General features: G+C 43.5%; 12 protein-coding genes. All 12 read right to left on the reverse strand.

From position 1 onward, the window contains the following. Positions 1–6: 6 nt before the first annotated feature. On the reverse strand, positions 7–975 hold the full coding sequence (locus tag G596_RS20615) for an ABC transporter ATP-binding protein (protein WP_022760275.1): 969 nt from the start codon (positions 973–975) through the stop codon (positions 7–9). Further along, a complete protein-coding gene (locus G596_RS0102605; RefSeq protein ID WP_022760276.1) occupies positions 975–2,138 on the reverse strand; it encodes an ABC transporter ATP-binding protein in 1,164 nt (387 codons plus the stop codon). The genes G596_RS20615 and G596_RS0102605 overlap by 1 nt, the downstream gene beginning before the upstream one ends. 17 nt (positions 2,139–2,155) lie before the next feature. Beyond that, positions 2,156–3,883 carry an ABC transporter permease gene (locus G596_RS24290; RefSeq protein WP_022760277.1) on the reverse strand — a complete coding sequence of 576 codons (1,728 nt, stop codon included), beginning with the start codon at positions 3,881–3,883 and terminating at the stop codon, positions 2,156–2,158. A gap of 18 nt (positions 3,884–3,901) precedes the next feature. Further along, positions 3,902–4,888: an ABC transporter permease gene (locus G596_RS0102615; RefSeq protein WP_022760278.1), complete on the reverse strand. Its 987-nt coding sequence runs from the start codon at positions 4,886–4,888 to the stop codon at positions 3,902–3,904. Positions 4,889–5,131: 243 nt separating this feature from the next. Continuing rightward, positions 5,132–7,588 carry an ABC transporter substrate-binding protein gene (locus tag G596_RS0102620; RefSeq protein ID WP_022760279.1) on the reverse strand — a complete coding sequence of 819 codons (2,457 nt, stop codon included), beginning with the start codon at positions 7,586–7,588 and terminating at the stop codon, positions 5,132–5,134. A 71-nt stretch (positions 7,589–7,659) separates the two neighbouring features. Beyond that, positions 7,660–8,220: a hypothetical protein gene (locus G596_RS0102625; RefSeq protein WP_022760280.1), complete on the reverse strand. Its 561-nt coding sequence runs from the start codon at positions 8,218–8,220 to the stop codon at positions 7,660–7,662. A 242-nt stretch (positions 8,221–8,462) separates the two neighbouring features. Next, the gene (locus G596_RS24670; protein ID WP_022760281.1) at positions 8,463–10,025 is read right to left on the reverse strand and encodes a WecB/TagA/CpsF family glycosyltransferase; all 1,563 of its coding nucleotides are present in this window, start codon (positions 10,023–10,025) and stop codon (positions 8,463–8,465) included. Positions 10,026–10,064: 39 nt separating this feature from the next. Further along, positions 10,065–11,345, reverse strand: a complete 1,281-nt coding sequence (locus G596_RS0102635) for a DegT/DnrJ/EryC1/StrS family aminotransferase (protein WP_022760282.1) — start codon at positions 11,343–11,345, stop codon at positions 10,065–10,067. Positions 11,346–11,460: 115 nt separating this feature from the next. Next, a complete protein-coding gene (locus tag G596_RS0102640; protein WP_022760283.1) occupies positions 11,461–13,404 on the reverse strand; it encodes a polysaccharide biosynthesis protein in 1,944 nt (647 codons plus the stop codon). Positions 13,405–13,443: 39 nt separating this feature from the next. Further along, the gene (locus tag G596_RS0102645) at positions 13,444–16,134 is read right to left on the reverse strand and encodes an O-antigen ligase family protein (protein WP_022760284.1); all 2,691 of its coding nucleotides are present in this window, start codon (positions 16,132–16,134) and stop codon (positions 13,444–13,446) included. Further along, positions 16,131–17,807 (reverse strand): DUF6020 family protein, encoded by a 1,677-nt coding sequence (locus G596_RS0102650; RefSeq protein WP_022760285.1) that lies wholly within the window; start codon positions 17,805–17,807, stop codon positions 16,131–16,133. The genes G596_RS0102645 and G596_RS0102650 overlap by 4 nt, the downstream gene beginning before the upstream one ends. Next, positions 17,788–18,738, reverse strand: a complete 951-nt coding sequence (locus G596_RS0102655) for a glycosyltransferase family 2 protein (protein WP_022760286.1) — start codon at positions 18,736–18,738, stop codon at positions 17,788–17,790. The genes G596_RS0102650 and G596_RS0102655 overlap by 20 nt, the downstream gene beginning before the upstream one ends. Positions 18,739–18,746: the final 8 nt, after the last annotated feature.

The following is an 18,746-nucleotide window of genomic DNA, read 5'->3' on the forward strand; positions in this document are numbered from 1 at the left end:
ATATAATTATTTATAGAGATGGCATCTTACTACATGTCCATTGCCCATATCCTTTGCCACAGGCTCCTGCTCCTTACAGCAATCCATGCAATAAGGACATCTGGTATGGAACTTACAACCCTTCGGCGGATTAGCAGGTGAAGGAATATCACCCTCAAGAAGCACTCTCTCCTTCTTGATATCCGGATCCGGCATGGGGATCGCACTAAAGAGTGCCTTTGTATAAGGATGAAGAGGATTTGCGAAAATATCCTCTGTTTTTCCTGTCTCTACAAGATTTCCAAGATACATAACACCTACAGCATCTGAGATATGCTCTACGACAGAAAGATCGTGTGAGATAAACAGATATGTAAGGTTGTTCTTCTCCTGAAGATCCTTCAAGAGGTTGATGATCTGTGCCTGAATAGAAACGTCAAGCGCTGATACAGGCTCATCACATACTACGAACTCAGGCTTTACGGCAAGAGCTCTGGCAATACAGATACGCTGTCTCTGTCCACCGGAGAACTCATGCGGATAACGATCCTTGTGATAGGGCTGAAGTCCGCACTCCTTCATGATCTCTGTAATGTAATCATCAAGCTCATTTTTCGGAACAAGTCCATGCTCGCGAACAGCCTCTCCGATAATCTCACCGATAGGAAGACGGGGTGAGAGTGAAGAATAGGGATCCTGGAAAATGATCTGCATCTTCGTACGAAGCTCACGGAGCTTTTTCTTATCGTATTTACTGATATCTTCACCGTTGAAAAGGATATCACCCTCAGTCTTGTCCAGAAGTCGCAGGATTGTTCTTCCTGTTGTGGACTTACCGCAGCCTGACTCTCCAACAAGTCCCATGGTTGTTCCGCGGGGAATTGAAAATGTTACATCATCAACCGCTTTTACATTACCTGTTACACCACCGAAGAAACCACCCTTGATAGGGAAATACTTCTTGAGGTGCTTTACTTCAAGTATATTGTCGCTCATTACTTTGCACCTCCTTCTTCAGTCATTGCACCATTTGCGAAATCCTCGCATCTGTAACAGCTTACTTCATGAGTGGGAGAAATCTTGTAAACTCCGGGATATTTTCCGGAACACTTTTCTACACACATCTCGCATCTGTCCTTAAAATAACAATAATCAGGCATATCGATAGGGTTAGGCACATTTCCGGGGATATTGTAAAGCTTATCCACGTGCTTACCTACAACGGGCTTAGACTTCATAAGACCGATTGTGTAGGGATGTCTGGGATCCTTGAAGATCTCTCTCGCAGTACCTTTCTCAATAACACGACCTGCATACATAACAACGACATAATCTGCCATCTCAGCTACAACGCCAAGGTCATGAGTGATAAGCATGATTGAGCTGTTGATCTTGTCCTTGAGGTTTCTCAGGAGGTCAAGAATCTGAGCCTGAATTGTAACATCAAGCGCTGTTGTGGGCTCATCCGCAATTATAAGCTTGGGGTCGCAGGCAAGAGCCATAGCGATCATGATACGCTGACGCATACCACCTGAAAGCTCATGAGGATACATCTGATATACACCCTCTTTATTTGCGATACCAACCATCTGAAGCATCTCGATGGTTCTTGCCTTAACCTGCTCGGGTGTCATATCGGGATTGTGAAGTGCAATAACCTCATCAACCTGAGCACCGATTCTGAAAACAGGATTAAGCGATGTCATGGGCTCCTGGAAAATCATTGACATCTTGTTTCCGCGAAGCTTCTGCATTGCAGAAGCGGGAGCATTTACAACATTTATTGTTCTGTCACCGTCATTGAAACGGATCTCACCTTCAACAGTCTGTCCTGAAGGTCTCTGAACGAGCTGCATGAGTGAAAGACTGGTAACTGATTTACCGCAGCCGGACTCACCAACTATACCTACTGTCTTGCCCTGGGGCACCTCGAAGGATACACCGTCAACAGCTTTAACTGTTCCTATATCTGTGAAGAAATATGTATGAACATTATCAAACTCAACACAGTTATCAGGGTTCTTCATCTGTGTAACATATTCGCTCTCGGGAATATGCTTTCTGTTTCTCTTTTTCTCAATCTCGGATGTGATCTTACGATTCTCACGTGAAATTCTTCTTGACTCCTTAGCCGAGATGTAATTTGAATTCTTAGCCATTTTTCTATATCTCCTACTTATCTCTTCATCTTAGGGTCAAAAGCATCTCTGAGTCCATCACCAATAAAGTTAAACGCAAGAACTGTAAGAAGGATAAATGTTCCTGCAGGAAGCCATACAAAGAGGTAATTGGTCATAACATATGAATCGTTAACCGCATTTATGATACTTCCCCATGAAGCAGCCGGATACTTGATACCAAGTCCGAGGAATGAAAGTGATGCCTCAGAAAGGATAACCTCACCAAGTCCCATACTTGCAAATACGATAAGCTGAGGGATTACATTCGGTATAAGGTGCTTGAAAATTCTGCGATATGTGCTTATACCAAGTGCCTCTGCAGCTACCATGAACTCCTGCTCACGAAGTGAAAGAATCTGGCCTCTTACGATACGGGCAATTCCTACCCAACCGATTACGGCCATAACTACGCAGAGAAGGTAAATACGAGCTCTGGGGCTTGCCTGATAGTAGTCCATGATTGAACCAAGGATCAGGTAAAGAGGCATGGCCGGGATACAATAAACTACGTCAACAAGTCTCATCAGAAGGTTATCAACCCATCCTCCGAAGAAACCTGCGACACCACCGATTACCATACCGATGAATACTTCGATAAATACAACTACAAATCCAATAAGGAGTGAAATTCTACCACCATACATAAGACGGGCAAGCAGGTCCATTCCGTTAGCATCTGTTCCTACAGGATGTGCCTTGGAAGGAGCTGAATAAATATCGATAAGTCTTGTCTCCTGGTACTTCTTAATTGTGTACTGACCTGTCTTAACCTCAAATTTGTACTCAACCATATTGCCGTCAGCATCAGGATACTCGAATGACCCTGCATTGCCCTGAGCTTCAAATGCCTCAAGAGCTGTTGCCTTATATGTAGGATCAAGGAAGGTTCCGGGATCGATAGCATTAAAGTTCATATTTGAAACAACTGCGTATCCCTCACCGTTTGCTTCTACAAGACCTTCATCGTTAACTGTGTAGCTTGTGCCGTCAGCTTCGAAAGAAGTTGCACCTGTAGCTACTGCTACAAGAGCATTTCTGTAAAACTCATATGAGAACTTTGTATCCTTGCTGTATCCTGTGAATGATCTCTTACTTGCAACTGCAAGCTCAGTAGCTTCATATACATCAGCCTTGAAATCCTCACCGTCGAACATGTAAATCTTTCCATCCTGCTCAAAGTCAGCTCTTCCTGCCTCTACAGCAGCATCAAATTCCTTATTGCCCTTAAGGAAAACCTGTGCAGGCTCAAGTGAATAGATAAGATAAACATCTGAATCCTCAGCAGCCGGTGACATTCCCATCATCTGACCACCACGGGTCTCGAATACATATTTTTTCTTGGAAGCAGCAATTAGTGCCTTTGAATTAATATCTGAAGGAAGAGTTGCTCCATCAGCTGTCTGGAACTGGAACTGGTCGATAACAGTAGCACCTGCAAACTCCTTCATAACCTGCTCAGACTTGTAGAACACCTGGCTCTCTGAATAAGGATAGAGAGCACCGCCTACAAAGGCGAACAGGAACATTGCAACAATAATTACCATTCCTACAATAGCGAGTCTGTTTCTAAGGAATCTCTTAAGAACCATCATTCCCGGAGAGAGGACACGGACTCTGTTGGCATCATCGAGATGCATCTCGAATTTAACATCTAATTCGAAACCTTTTTTGTCTTTTTCATCTTTAACTTCTTCAGTTAAATTTTCTTTCTTTTCTTCTGACATTTTATCCGCCTCCTTTCCTTAGTTTACTCTGACTCTCGGGTCAACTACCGCATAGAGAATATCAGCGATAAGGTTACCCAGCAAAATGAGCACTGCCATAAATACCATATAGAACATAACGAAGGGAATATCTCCCTGCACTACGCACTGATATGATGTATATCCGATACCGGGAATCTGGAAGAGTGTCTCAGTGATCATAGCACCTGAGAAAAGTCCCGGAAGTGATCCACCAAGAAGTGTAACAATCGGGATAAGTGTATTTCTGAAAGCATGGTAGTTTACTACTCTGTCCTCAGAAAGTCCCTTTGCTCTTGCTGTTCTGATATAATCTGCATTCAGAACCTCAAGCATATTAGTTCTTGTATAACGCATAAGTGAACCAACACTTACAACAGTAAGTGTGATAACAGGCATGATCATATGACGAGCCATATCAAGGATTTTTCCTGTTGATGAATAGCTCTCATGCATTCTTCCAACAATACCATAAAGATCAAGCCAACCCAGCTTTACTGAAAGTATATATTTCAAAATCGTCGCAAAGAAAAAGCTCGGAAGTGAAATTCCGATAAGTGCGATTACCGTAACAGTATAATCCGTTGCAGAATACTGTTTTCTTGCAGCGGAAACACCCGCAGGTATAGCGATTATAATTTCCAAAATAAAAGTTACAAGGCCAAGTGCAAACGAATACCAGATAACGCTGCCAAATTTCTGTAATACAGGCTGATTCCAATACCAGGAATCACCGAAATCAAGTGTTATTGCCTTTGAAGCCCATTTAAAGTAGCCCTGGATTACCCCCGTGTCCAAGCCATATTGTGCATTGAGCTGTTCTACCCATTCAGAGTAACTTTTAGCACCGGGCTTTGTCGACAAAGCCATTGCCTGCTGTTCAACGTATGATGTAGGCATACACCTCATGATCGTGTAAATGATCATAGATACGAAAAACAATAATACTACTGATATGAGTAGACGTTTAAGTATGAATTTCTTCATTGGTGTCTATACTCCTTCTAATTAAATATCTTCTACCTATTGTGTCTGCATTACTCGGGGAGTCATGCCATCTATATATAAAATTTCACTTTGCGAAATATTATTTTCAAGGCCAATTATATAAATTGATAATTCTATTCTCTACCGTTTTAAAGCTGTGAAGTAAAAAAGTACATAACATGTCCGTGGGAGCCAAAGTGACCCCCACGGACAAAGTTATGCGTATTCTGTTATAAATACGAATTACTTAGTCATAAGTGACTGAATGCCATCATGTGCACTAGTGCTTGCAAAGAAGTTATAATATGTTGTCTCATCGTGAAGCATCTCAGAATTATCAACATCTACACGCTCTGTTGCATAAATTGAGCAATTCTGTCTCTGATATACAGGAATCTCAACAGCATAGTCAACTACATAGTCAAGGGCTTCCTTATAGATAGCCTTACGAACTGCCTGATCAGTTGTTGAACGTCCTTCAACTACAAGATCATCAAGCTCCTTCTGGTTGATTCTATACATGTAAGCAGAACCGCCATCTGAGTGGTAAACCTGAAACATATCAGGATCCATTGATCCGCCCCAAGCTGCACACCAGATCTCAGCTGTTCCACCTTCAGTTGATGTCCAAAGAACTGAAGAATCTGAAAGGTCATTGATGATAAGGTCAAAACCGATCTTAGCAAGGTCTTCCTTAGCTGCTGTAAGGATACCGAATGAAGGGTGATCACCCTTACCATCAGCAGGGATCATAGCCTCGTATGAAAGCTTAGCACCCTCGGGAGCTGCTGTAAGCTTGCCATCTGATACTGTATAGCCGGCCTTCTCGAAGAAGCCAAGTGCTGCCTGAATAGCTGCATCATACTTCTCATCTTCGCTCATGCCGTCTGTGTAGATAGGATTTCCGTCAACATCTGTTGAGAAAGCAACCTTGTAATCAGGATCTGAAGCCTGAGGTGCTGCCCATGATGTGTTGGAAATAGGATAGTTGATAACGTTAGCTGCATCGCCGTAGTAAGAATCAACAACTACGTCTCTGTGAACAGCGAGAACAGTTGCGATAGCCTTACGAAGAGCCTTAGACTCTTCACTTCCGGGATCTGAACCAACCTTAACGTTCTCAGAGTTCATTCCGATGTAACCATAACCATTATTATCTACAAGTGAAGTAGAAATCTTATCACCTGTAAGCTCGCCGTTTGAGTTGTCACCAGCGATCTGCTCAAGTGTGGACTTGTTGGCTGAAGGCTCAGCAACATCAAGTGTGCCCTGTACTATAGCAGGCTCAGCATCAGACTGCTGTGTAACCTTCATCTGTACTTCCTTGATTACAGGAGCGCCAAGATAGTAGTCCTCGTTTGCTGTGAAGTAAACGATCTTGTTCTCATACTTATCAAATACATAGGGGCCTGCGCCAAGAGGCTGAGTTGTCTTTGCTCTTACGCTTGAAAGGTCACCCTTTGTGAAACCAAAGCTATTGTTGTCATAGTCAAAGAGAGACTTATCACCATAGTAGTGAAGAGGAGCGATCTCTAAGCAAAGGCTGTAAATAGCTGTAGCATCAAGCTTCTCCATATGTACTACCATCTCTGTGTCGCTGATTTTCTCAATACCCTCAATTGAAGCAGCTGAATCACCAGTCTCAACTGAGTTCTTATACTCGTCACCAAGCATATCAAGAATGCCGTCGCCAGCCTTCTCAGTATCTGTAGCTGTCATTACGTCATTGTCATAAGCAGCCATGATCTCATTCCAGAAATCATCAACTGTAGGAGCTGTGCCACCCTTAACATCGAAGGTTGCACCTGAAGGAGCTGTAAGAACGCCGCCTTCTGCTTTACCATAGCCCCAGTTAGCCATTGCGTTTGCAATAGGATCCTTAGCGATATCCTCATCATCAGATACAGCGCCATTAGCTGTGCAGTAATCAGCGATATCATTGATGAACTGTTCCTTAGCTGCAGGGAAGTCTGTCTCCCAGAACTTCTTCTGCTCATCCTCTGTGAAATATGTGAAGTCTGTGTTATCCTCACCAGCCTTGATAAGAAGGTTGAAGAGTGTGTCAGAACCACTTCTGTATGCTTCCATTCCCTTGATAGGAAGTGCATTGAATGTTGCTGATCCATCGAAGGAAGGATCTGAAAGTACATACATTGTGAAAATAACGTCGTCGATAGTAACTGGTTCACCATCAGAGAACTTAATATCATCACGCATCTTAAATGCGTAGTCTACTGTGCCATCCTCATTCTCAGTAATTACGCAATCAGCAGGTCCCTTGTACTCATAAGAGTTACCATCATACTCTTTGGTCTCACCCTCGATACCATTCATAATAACTTCACCGAGACGATCAACCTTAAGTAACGGGATTGATGTCATCTGCTCTACGTTGATATCGTAAGCAGTGTTTGCAAAGAAAGGACTGAACTTCTCAGAAAACTCTGACTCTCCGATTACAAGAGGAGCTCCGCTTCCTGTGCTCTCAGTAGCCTCTCCTGCTTCTTCTGTGGACTCTGTCTCTGCCTCTGTAGCATCAGCAGCTTCCTCAGTTGAAGCTTCTGCAGTAGACTCAGCTGTGTCTGCAGATTCGGTTGTTGTAGTGTCTGCGCCTGTGTTAGCATTGCCGCCACAACCAACAGCTGAAACAACCATTGTTCCGGCAAGTCCTAATGCCAGAAATTTGCCTAACTTTTTCATGTTACCCTCCATTCCGGGGTTTACTCCCCCTGGTATTTATGTGCATCCACACTCGTGGCTGTCACCAATAATTATTTACCGGATTCAACCGATATTCCGGAAAACTTCTTATTGTAATATCTCGCAAAAAAGCACGCCAGAACAATCACCGGCACATGCAGAAACAAGTATATCAGTTCACGGACGATATCATACTGTCCTCTCCTGATAATCAGATAAACAACTTCGCATACAGTGCTGAGAGCCGCCATCACGATCACGGCTATACCGCAAAAATGCATACGCCCTACGCCCTTGTCATACTGCTGTCTTGTCATTCTCGGAGTAGCGCCCGCAAATTCCACAATTCCTATAAGGAAGAAAAGTACCGGCAAAAACTGACAGAAATAAGGCAGCACCACCCACAATGTACGTGAAGAGGTCTGATTCACAAGGCCCTGTACCACAAGTGCAGCGAATATTCCTGCTCCGAAAAGCAGGCATGGCAAATAGGTCTTTTTCTTTTCAGTTTCGCCATAAGGAAGCACATAGATATCCCCTTTATAGAAGAATCTATCACGAAACCTCCCTTTTTTATCCATCTCGGGAACATGATCGTAATCGCCCTTGTACGGATTGTGCAGAATACTCATTACCCCAAAAATCCTGTTTCTGTATAAATATAATAAGCGCTCCCGCACTTACACCCTGCAAGTAGGAACGCCGTTGTTCTTAATGTAAGCATTACAATATTGATTATTTTAAGTCTTAACCGAGATTAAATTATATCAAATAGATAAAATAAGTCAAGCACTCGCGCACTTTTGTCTTTGTGTGGCGGACACTCTGTTATAGTAACGTGCTACCTTGGAAACGCGATGAAATCTACGTTTTCTTATTTTCCCATAAAAATGGCTTTCCAAATAAACTTTATATTTGACTCAAAGTATCTCTTGAAAAGACGTTTTGGATCCTGGAACAATCTGTAGAGCCATTCCATACCGATTTTCCTGACCCACCTCGGTGCTCTTTTTATATTTCCGGCAAAAAAATTGAAACCGGCACCCACTCCGAGCATAACTCCATGTATCTTTCCTTCATGCGCCGCCATCCATTTTTCCTGCTTCGGAGCACCAAGTCCTATCCACACAAGGTCCGCACCGGATGAATTGAGCATCTCCACAATCTCTTCATCCTCCGCTTCCGTCAGTTCTCTAAACGGCGGTGAATAGAAGCCTCTGATATCCATTCCCGGAAATCTCTCCGGAAGTTTTTCCTTTAAAAGCGCTATAGTCTCCTCTGACGAGCCGTAAAAGAAATGCGACAGTTTTCCGTCCATGGTGGAGTTAAACATTGCCTCCATGAAATCCGGTCCCGCTATTCTCTCCGCTTTGACATAGCCCGCCTTCTGAATCCTGTTTACTATAGGCTGTCCGTCCGGAAATGTCAGTGCCGAAGAATTCTGTATTTTCATGTAGTCTGCATTCTCGCTTGCTTCGACAGTTGTATGTACATTACAGAAGCAGATATATTTTCCGAAGAAATCTCTGATGTGGCTTCGAACATACCGCACTGCATTTTCTACATTAGATACAGCAAAATTGACACCCAGTACATTACATCTTTTTACCATAGCGGTATAGTAAGTCGCCTGATAATAGCCAAGTTCTCTTATAAGATTGCCTGTAATCCACTGCCCGTCCATGGACAATGCATAGTAAGTGTTAATACCGACGTTACCAAATCTTCTAACAAGATCATTTCTGACAAAATCTGCCAATTCCAATTTATCGGGAATACATATAAAGACATCACTGCAACCGGAATTTCGAACCGCATCAACCAGTTCTTCCCGCTTCTTTATGACCGCATCCTCATTGGAAAGTCTTATACCCGCCTCAGGGTATGCCTCGTCAAGGGGATGTATACCTTCCAGTGAAAACTCGAGCCCAAGTTCCTTTTCAAGATGGGCCCTTGCCGCATTAATATCCGGTGAATAGACAAGTGCGGCAATCTTTCTCCTGTGGAATTCAGGATTACCGCTTTTGATAAGAATTGCTCTATAGAGCATTCTGAATGTGAAAACAAAGACAAAATTGGTTATAACCAGAATACCCATTGCAAGTCGTGATACCAGCTGGGTATTCTTGGTAGCCATAAGAACCACCAGCATAAACACAAAAAGTATCACCTGGTTCTTAAAAAACTCAACAAAAACTTCAAGGGGATCGCTGTCCTCTATCGGCTTATAATCAAGGCTTCTTCCTCTGTAAACATTAACAAGTGTGGCAAAAAGGATTTCCATGATGAACAGCATGGAATAGAGCGGTATCATCCACTCCCTCTTAAAATACCACTGAAAACGCAGAGTAATCATGACAATATAAGAAAGCGTAAGCGATACGCCATCAACAAACAATAAAATTCTTCTTCTTTTATGTGAGCGAGACAAGCTCATAGCAAACGACCCTCATTCCTTGATTATTCGGAGAATCTTTTATTTAAAACATCTGTGGATAATATCAATAACGATGTCCTGCTCCTCCTCAGTCATCTTGATATCCGAAGGAAGGCAGAGTCCCCTCTCAAAAATATCCATACTGATATCGGCGGCAGTTCCCTCATCAATATACGCATTACTGCGACCGCGAAGAATACCCTCCGCTGTCACAAAGATGTTGTTCCTGTAAATCGGCTGCATATGCATGGGCTTCCAGATAGGTCTTCCCTCAGCATTGAAAGCTGCAATTGCATCCAGAATCTCTGTGGGACAAGATTTCCCGGCTTCGTGATTATAAAGAGCTTTTCTCTCAGACCTCACGTGAGGGCACATGGCGTCCTTATCAATAATCATGCAGCTAAGCCAATAGTTGGGCTCACAATTATCCGGAACCGGGTTCATTGAAACCGGCAGATCCTTTAATCCCTCTTTGTATCTGTCATATACTTTTTTCTTTAGTGCGATATGCTCATCAAGATATGGGATCTGTCCCCTTACAACACCGGCAACAATATTGGACATGCGGTAGTTGTATCCAAGTTCCTCATGCTGATACCAGGGAGCATCCTCTCTGGCCTGTGTGCTCAGTTTCCTTACCTTATGACAGTCGGCTTCGCTGTCCGTAAGCAGCATTCCGCCTGAACTTCCGGTAATAATCTTATTTCCGTTAAAGGAAATAACGCTGTAATCTCCAAATTTTCCGGTCTGTTCGCCTTCATAGGTTGCGCCAAGCGATTCAGCGGCGTCCTCTATTATAAGAGCACCGTGTCTGTCGGCAATCTCTCTGATTTCATTTATCTTGCCGGGAGTTCCGTACAAATAGGCAACCACTATCAGCTTAACATCGGGATATATCTCAAAGGCCTTCTCCAGAGCTTCGGGGCTCATGTTCCAGCTGTCATATTCCGTATCGATAAAAACAGCTTCTCCGCCCTCGTAGGCGATGGGATTAACAGTTGCATCAAAAGTCATATCGGAGCAGAATACCTTATGTCCTGCCAGAGTTCCGACATTTGCGGGCTTTGGTCCGTATAGCTTTTCACCTGCAAGTCTCATAGCAAGATGAAGTGCTGCAGTTCCGGAACTGAGCCCGATAGCATACTTTCTTCCGACCTTCTCCTGAATCATTCTCTCCGATTCATTGATGTTCTCGCCAATGGTTGATACCCAGTTGGCCTCAATTGCTGCATTTATCCACTTAAGCTCGTCTCCGTGCATAGTGGGAGATGAAAGCCATACTTTGTTTTCGAATCTTTTTATTCCTTCAAATCTGTCCATATATACCCTCATCCGTCAGCTTCGCTGACACCTGTCTCCGTTCCACTCCGGTCCGCGCTGAACCGACGTCCCCCGGACGTCGAGCGCCCCCAGGGGAAGGCTTTTTAATATCTAATCATTCCGTCTCATTAATGAGCTCCGCTGCACGTTCGAGCGCTTTCTGGTGCTCGATCGAGTGCGAATCTGCATTATCCTCCGGGTGATAGGTTGTTACTATCTTCTGAACAATCTCTCGTATCTCGTCGGCATGCTCAGCCTTGGACGCTCCGTTCAGCTCCTCAAGCTGTGAAAAGAACTTCATATCGTCCATATTTATAGGCTTGCCGATATGTATCATTCTGTTCGCGGTATCCTGAAGACCCTCTTCATCCATGAGCATCTCCTCATAGAGCTTCTCTCCGGGTCTAAGTCCCGTGAACTCAATCTTGATATCCTCACCTACCTTATATCCCGAAAGCTTAATAAGGTTTTCTGCCAGGTCAAGAATTCTCACAGGTTCTCCCATATCGAGGACAAATATCTCTCCACCCTTTGCATAGGCGCCCGCCTGCATTACGAGGCTGACAGCCTCCGGTATAGTCATGAAATATCTGATAATATTGGGGTCCGTAACTGTTACGGGTCCTCCTGCCATAATCTGCTTTTTGAAAAGCGGAATAACCGAACCGTTGGAGCCAAGCACGTTACCGAATCTGACTGCAACAAACTCCGTATCATAGTGCTTGTTGAAGGTCTGGACTATCATCTCACAGATTCTCTTGCTGGCACCCATGATATTGGTCGGATTTACAGCCTTATCCGTGGAGATCATGACAAACTTCTGACATCCGTTCATAGCGGCTGCCATCGCTGTCTTAAAAGTTCCGAATACGTTATTTTTAATTGCCTCGTTCGGGCTGTCTTCCATGAGCGGTACATGCTTATGAGCCGCAGCATGGTACACGATCTGAGGCTTGTACTCCTCAAAAATCCTGTTGATTCTGTTTGTGTTACGCACAGAAGCTATAAGGACCACAAGGTCAAGCTCCGGGTGGTTCCTCTTAAGCTCCTGCTGGATATCATAGGCATTGTTTTCGTAAATATCTACGATCACAAGTCTCTCGGGTTTGTGATTTGCGATCTGTCTGCAGAGCTCCGATCCGATGGATCCGCCGCCACCTGTAACAAGTACGGTCTTGCCGCTAACATATCCTGCAATCTGGTTCAGGTCAACCGCAATTGGATCTCTTCCGAGAAGATCCTCAACCTCAACCTCACGAAGCTTACTAACATTAACTTCGCCGTTAACCAGCTGATATACACCGGGAAGTGAACGAAGCTTACAGTTTGTCTCCTTACACAGATCGAGAAGTTTTCTCATCTCACTTCTTGAAAGTGAAGGTATAGCTACTATAATCTCATCAATATCATAGAGATCGGCACATTCAAGGATCTTGTCTCTGCCACCGACTACGCGGATTCCCTGAATATAATGTCCCCACTTGCTTCTGTCGTCATCGATGATACATCTGATAACCATGGTGGAGAAATTGCTGTTTACAATCTCTTTGATAATTATATTGCCGGACTCACCGGCACCTATCACCATTACAGAGATAGTGTTTTTCCTGTTCTCGGTCTTATGCTTTACGCTCCTGAAAAACCTGTAGCTGAACCTGCTTACAAAAATAAGTGTGATCAGAATAAAGGTGTACAGAAAGTAATAGCTCTGCGGAACAGGCTGTCTCCCGACTCTGAAAAACTGAAGGCCGACGGCATTCATAACACCGGAAGCCACACATGCCATAACCAGATTCTGAAGTTCTGTCTCCCCCGCATATGCCCACAAGCTGTTATATAGTCTGAAAAAATAGAAAAACAACAGCGAGAGCACAACATTGATGATAAGAAAGTTCGAAACCGGTTCCATAAATTCATACGGAACAAGATCAATATTGAACTCATATCTCATCAGGAGTGCAAGGTAACTGGCAATTATGATACTGAGAATATCATAGATGATCAGACCCGTTCTTCTATAAAATTTTGCAAAATTAAATGGTTTCTTTTCCTGTTTCATATCATTTTATAATATCATAAATCGATTTTTTATCATACCTTAGGCAGATTTTCTATTCTTAAAAGCAATTGGCATAAGCGCCATCAAAAGAGCTACAGCCATGGGATTACTGAACTGGAACACCCACTCTGACAGAGCTGCCACACCCACTCCAACTATCATGGCAAAGGCAAACAATGCTCCGGGTGCATAATCCCTGTTCTTTAAATAGAATATAATCCCGCTGAAAAATGCGCAAACAAACATAAGGAAGAATACGATTCCCGCCAAAATTCCGTTATCATACATAACCTGAAGGTATGTATTATGTGCATGAACCGCTATCTCTCCGGATGGAAGTTCAGCTCCCATCTCATCATGTCCAAAAGGCGTCATCTGCTTAAGATATGCCTTAAAAATAGTTATCCTTCCGTTGGAAAATTCCTCAATTCCGTCCTCCGGTGTTCCGCTGTTTTCTTCAGCGTTCTCCTCCTGAACTTCGTCAGTATTCTCTCCACTGTCTGCGGACACCATAGCTTCCGCTGCAGCTGCCTCTGCTTCCATTCTGGCAAAGAGCTCATTTCCTCCGGTCTCCATCAGGTATTCCTTTATCTCAGGATCGGTCTGCTTGGAAGCAACTATTTCCGGAAGTGTATACATCATCCTGTCTGACTGATCTTCAGTAAGCGGAACTCCGTTTTCACCTATAGTTGACTTTCCTTTGCTATTGTAGTTCTCGATATCCTCCGGATAATTGTAATCCATCACATCTATATTCAGTATCTTTTCAGCGAAAAGATCCACAAATCTCTCGATACTCATATAGAGATGGCTGTCCGGCTGTCCGCCTCCGTAAAGTCCGAAATTGCCGGTTTCAACCAGGAATTTTTTCGGTCTTGCCACAATTGCCGGCATAGTTCTCTGTAGCATAAATGCTGCCGGAAAACTCAGTATTACAGCAAGTGCCATGGTTCCTATCTGAATCCCCAGATAGCGAAGCTTACCTTTTTTGCAGTCACCCGATGTGAGCACAAACATGCAGATAAACATCACGAGGCATGCAAGGTAGGATGTTCTGGAAATTGTAAACATCATGTAGGATGTCACAAAGCCAAATAAAATGAATTCCTTCCAGAGATATTTAATCCTTGCCGCGAAGGACGTCATTTCTCTGGTCAGATATATCTTATACAGAAGAAGCACAGCAGAAGCGCATTCCATCACAGTCATATACTCTGCGGTTATGGTTACCGTATGAAAAACGAAGGCATATCTTCCCGTATTGAAAGCCGCAAAGCTTCTATACATCCAGCAATAAAGCATGGAAACTACAAAATTCAGAAGAAGTCCGCCTATGATAAGCTCCGAATACTCCTTAAATCCGTATAACCAGTAACTGAGCATAAGGCCTATGACAAAAGCTGCAAGTGCAACTCCCCACCATCTTGTATTCCTGAATACTACCAATACCGCAAAAAACACCAGAAGAACTATTCCGAAAATACTGATCTTATATCGGGATATCGCTTTTTTCTCAGCCTTCTCATGTACTCTGTGATATAACTCCACTGCAAAATTCAGCAATATGAAGCCCGCAAGTATAACCACAATAACCCCATAAGTCATTGCAGCATTATGAAGGTCATACTCCTTCTCTGTCTCCGGGAGAAGATGCATGATTCTGTAGATCACTCCGAGCACAATCGCCACTGCGCAATAGTAGACATTATGTTCCTTGAATATCCTATCCGCAGGGAATAGCAGACACAGGAAAATCAGGAGACAGATCATCTCCTTTCTCTCTGCCAGAGTCTGATAAATAGTATAAAGAGCATTCATGTACTCACAGCAAAACCATATCGCAGCTGCGATTGCAGACATCTGAAGAATATTTTTGACATTATGCCAGAGCTTTACGTCAAGAGTCGCATCACTTTCATGGTTTATCGCATAAAATACAAATCCTGCAGCAATTATCACCCCTAACTCAAGGAAAAGATTTTCAACAGGCCTGATGTCAAAATATTTCATCGGCCAGATCAGTATCATCATCGCAAGAGTCATTACGGCAGCGATGGGATTGCCGACATATTTAATAACTTTATGAACAGAAATAAGCGGATCTTCCTTATCTGCAAATATCAGCTTTTGCAAACCTAACAGCGCAGCAGCAAGAAGAATGACCACAAGTATGATAAAGCCCGAAACCTTCTTGGAAAGAGGCTGAGTGTAATTATACTTTGCCGCAAGCTGAACGCCTTCAACACCGGTATCATGATATGCAAAGGATACGAAATAGGGTGATGTATCCTCGCCGGCATGCTCATAGGCTACATAATAGGTGGAAAACGCTCCGTTAAGTATCATAGTGTAGTTCTCACCGACATTGAGGTCAAGCCCCACTCTCACATTAAGATACCCCGGAAGCTCGGCATCCCTCAGATACACAAACCTCTGGTAGACTTCCTCCATATTTTCGTTATAGAATACCAGGCTCATATAATTGCCTAGCTCGACACTGTCAACATATATGTCTATTGATTCAAGCCTGTCATACTGAGCAATGAATTTCTGGACCACGTCGTGATAATCATTTACTCTGTCCGAAGTCTGGACGATATCCCCACCACCCCTCTCGGTAATGGTTCTTTGCCATATTCGTAGCGGGAACACGGAAACAATTGCCAAAAAAGCAAATATAAGAATTACAGCTCTTATAGCTGCAGATCTGTAAACAACTTTTCTTCTCATAAATCCTCCACTGCATCATTATTATGCAGTAAAACAGTATATATCAGAATCGGAACCGCATACCACAAATAAACTGTATATCTCACAAGGTAAGTCGGCCCAAGCAGTACCGTCATCCATACAAGTCCCAGGAGTATCCAGGGATACATACCCGATTCTCTCCTTATCACGGCAGCTGTCATCATAAGATACAAAAATACCCAGAAATAAGCGGCCGGCGAAAACAAAAGTGAAAGGACCGGTATATTCTGCTGGAATTTCTCTATTGAAAGCTTTCTGTAAAAAGCATCTATAAACGGAATCGCACTGTGTCTTTTTCCCGGAAGTTCAACCTCATATCCGAAATAGGAACTGTCCTCATAGGTAAACGTAAACACCGTATTTCCCTGATAAACATTGATAACCGCGCCGGGGTACCAGTAGCCGTAAGAAGTCAGAAACCACCCATTCAAATAGCTCATGGGATTCTCCATTCCCTTCTTTGCCCAGAGCTTCCAGAAAGAGGCCTTATCCTCCTCATAGGCTTTGTTATCAAAATACATTTTTAATATATCCGAGATTCTGGGTGTGTAGTGTGAAAGAGCCTCCTCGCTCAGATATTTATGTAAGGTCTCCTTCTCCTCCCCGGAAAAATTCTCCGGGTTGTAGTAATAAACTCTCGAAATCTGCTGTATCGGCACAGTAAGCATCTCCTGATGCTCACCCGTCTCGGCAGAGAGCACTGCTCCTATAGCAGTGTTTATGCAAAAATATATGATCACCGGAGCTATAAGAAAAGTTGCTCTGTGGAACCGATCTTTTTCTCTCATTATCTTTGCCGATATCATCACAACAAGAGCAAAGACAATATAAGCATAAAATCCGTTGTGCCTAAAAAGCATCATCAGCACTGCAGACACAATGATTTCCCAGGCTTTCTTCTTTTTCTCTCCGCGCCCCGTAAGCTCTTCCCACTCCAGCATCAGAACAATCGTCATCACAAGAAATGACGAAAATAGCCCGTCCTTACAAGAACACAGGGTGTACATGACAATTGTGGGAAAAAGTCCGAAAAAAGCTCCTATTATTCTTCTGGCCTTTACTCCTGCCCCGTGTTTTTTGAGGAAATTCAAATAATACGTAAATATATGTGTCATCAGAAGCATCTGACAGAGAATATAGAAGAATATTCCCGCATTATAGTTTCCCGTAAACTTATGGAAAAATGCCACACTTCCGCCAAGAAGAAGCACATGTAAAAGCGGATGATGAGTATTGAAGCTCCTGCTTAAAACCTCGATAACCTCTGTCTGAGCATCATAGACAAAAAATCCGGGGAAAACTCCGAGTAGCACCACAAAATTGCAGGCCGCCAGCATCATCCACACCTTGAAGAACTCTTCTCCGGTATAGCCGCGCCTACGCGCCGCCTGCAGCATAGTCCTCGCCCCGGTAATTACCGTTATGCCACCCGTTTCCTTATTTTTTCCCTCCTCAAGCCTGCACCAGCTGTACTTAACCGCAGCCGCAATCACTGCTGACAGAAGGAGAAAAATAAGCAGCATCCCGATATTGCCTATATCTATATGATCCGATGTCTCAAGCTGGTATCCCCAAACCAGAGACAGGGACATGCCTACACCAAATAAGACCGGCATCAGCCAGGTCTTATTCTTACTCTTCTGATTTCTCATGCGAAACCTCATCCCGGATAACGTATTGAGGATTGTTATTCTGGGATATATAGATTCTGCCTATATACTCTCCAGCCATTCCCACCATAAGCATGAGCATTCCGCACATGAAGGTTATCGCCGACATAAGTGCCGAAAAGCCCACAGCCGGCAGATCCGGGTACATAATCTTTTTAATCACGGTATATATTCCATACAAAAATCCGATAGCTGCAAATATACCGCCCATCAACGTTCCAATACGAAGCGGCTTAATACTGAACGCAGTGAAGCCGTTTATCCACAAACCCATGAGCTTGGAAAAAGTATAGCCGCTTTCGCCTACTTCCCTTGCTCTGTGGGTAACATCAACATTAACGATATTTCTGGTGGTTCGAAGGACCAGTCCTATGACATACGGATAAGAGCTCTTATACTTGATCATCTCATCCACCACAAATCTTCTGACCGCAAAATAGCTCGACACATGAAGATCCTTGGGCTTACCCAGCATAACATTAGCCATCCACTCATTCATGGCCGTGCCGAAATTCCTGAAAAAGTTGTGCTTTTTATGAGCATATCTTGCATAGACAACATCTGCCCCCTTCTCAATCTGATATAGGAGCTTACCAACCTCATCCGCGGGAGTTTGTCCGTCGTCATCAAGGCATACCACAATATCACCCTTGGACGCATTAAGGCCCGCCATTATAGCTGCATGCTGCCCAAAATTTTTAGCAAGATTGAAGGCCTTAATCTCCTCATGCTCCTTTACAAGCTCACAGATTTTCCCCCAGGTGTTATCGGGAGAACAATCATTCACAAGAATGATTTCGTAGCTGTAAAGAACCAGCATGTCCATAGCGCCTTCAATTTCATTTATTACGTCTTCAATTGTCTGTTCCGAGCGATAGCAGGGAATCACAAAACTCACAAATTTATTTCGCATATCGTTAT

The organism is Butyrivibrio sp. AD3002, from assembly GCF_000420905.1.
GTDB lineage: Bacteria > Bacillota > Clostridia > Lachnospirales > Lachnospiraceae > Butyrivibrio.